Origin of the sequence: Acinetobacter guerrae, assembly GCF_009372255.1 — a bacterium.
In the GTDB taxonomy this organism is placed as follows: Bacteria; Pseudomonadota; Gammaproteobacteria; order Pseudomonadales; family Moraxellaceae; genus Acinetobacter; species Acinetobacter guerrae.
Genome location: NZ_LXGN01000014.1, coordinates 1 through 1,681 on the forward strand (window position 1 = coordinate 1; position 1,681 = coordinate 1,681).

The 1,681-nt window shown below is 43.1% G+C and carries 1 protein-coding gene; it reads left to right on the top strand.

Translation table 11 applies throughout. The features are described 5' to 3' along the window. The first annotated feature begins 121 nt into the window (after window positions 1-121). Entirely contained in the window at window positions 122-1,681 is a 1,560-nt protein-coding gene (gene ahpF, locus A7A69_RS08590) for an alkyl hydroperoxide reductase subunit F (RefSeq protein ID WP_152877040.1), read from the top strand.

The following is a 1,681-nucleotide window of genomic DNA, read 5'->3' on the forward strand; positions in this document are numbered from 1 at the left end:
TTTACAGCAAATAGTTATTCAATAATCCGATTAAAACAATAAAAACATACTGTTTCACCTATATCACCTTTTACCGTATCATCCTTATTAAGTTAAGAATTTACTCCTTCGGAGCTTTATTATGTTAGATCAAAATATCAAAACTCAGTTAAAAGCCTACTTAGAGCGTTTAGAAAGTCCAATTGAACTGGTTGCAGCATTGGATGATTCAGACAAAGCTGCCAAAATTAAAGAATTGGTAACTGAAATTGCCGAACTTTCTAATCAAGTCACTGCACGTTTCGACGGACAAAATACTCGCCGTCCAAGTTTTGGTATTGCCAAAGCAGGTGAGCAACCGCGTGTGTTCTTTGCGGGTTTACCTATGGGACATGAGTTTACTTCTTTGATCTTAGCCTTGTTACAAACTTCAGGTTATGCACCTAAAGTTTCTGATGAGGTGTTAAACCAGATTAAAGCTTTGAACTTAACATCTGACTTTGATGTGTTTGTTTCTTTAAGCTGTCACAACTGTCCCGATGTGGTTCAGGCCTTAAACCTGATTGCAATCTACAACCCAAATAGTACAGCCACCATGATTGATGGTGCATTCTTTCAGGATGAAGTGGAACAGCGCAAAATCATGGCTGTGCCAATGCTGTTCCAAGATGGCAATCATATTGGTCAGGGTCGTATGACCTTAGAGGAAATCATAGCCAAACTGGACACAAGCGCAGCAGAAAAAGATGCTGCTGCAATCAATGCCAAAGATGCTTTTGACGTGTTGGTGGTGGGTGCAGGTCCTGCGGGTGGTACAGCGGCGATTTATGCTGCACGTAAAGGGATCCGTACAGGCATGATCGCAGAGCGTTTTGGCGGTCAGGTCATGGACACCATGGACATTGAAAACTTTACCTCTGTACAAAAAACCGTAGGCCCACAGTTTGCTGCGGACATGGAAAAGCATGTGCGTGAATACGATGTGGATATTATGAATCTACAACGTGTCAGCAAAATTGTGGGGGCAGATCAAACGGCATCAGGTCTGGTTGAAGTTGAACTGGAAAATGGCGCTAAGGTTGAATCGAAAACTGTGATTTTATCGACAGGGGCACGCTGGAGAAAAATGGGCGTTCCAGGTGAACAGGAATATGCCACTCGTGGTGTAGCTTATTGTCCACACTGTGATGGTCCATTGTTTAAAGGCAAGAAAGTCGCGGTGATTGGTGGTGGTAACTCTGGAGTTGAAGCAGCGATTGATTTGGCTGGTATTGTAGAGCATGTCACTTTGGTCGAGTTTGATACCAAGCTTCGTGCCGATCAGGTGTTGCAGGACAAACTAAACAGCTTGCCGAATGCGACCGTAATCACCAATGCACTTTCAACTGAAGTGGTGGGTGATGGTGCTCAGGTGACTGCTTTGAAATATAAAGATCGTGCTACAGAGACAGAACACAGTATTGAGCTTGCAGGGATTTTTGTTCAGATTGGTTTATTGCCAAACACAGATTTCTTGAAAGGTTCAGTTGAGTTAAGTCTACGTGGTGAGATTATCATCAACGAGCGTAATGAAACCAATGTGGCGGGTGTGTTTGCCGCAGGTGACTGTACCACTGTGCCGTATAAGCAGATCATTATTGCGACAGGTGAAGGTGCTAAAGCTTCTTTGTCTGCGTTTGATTATATTATTCGGAATAGTTAA

What these genes read in the sequence shown, in the direction of transcription:
- ahpF (WP_152877040.1), top strand. Translation starts at nt 122, where the DNA reads ATGTTAGATCAAAATATCAAAACTCAGTTAAAAGCCTACTTAGAGCGT.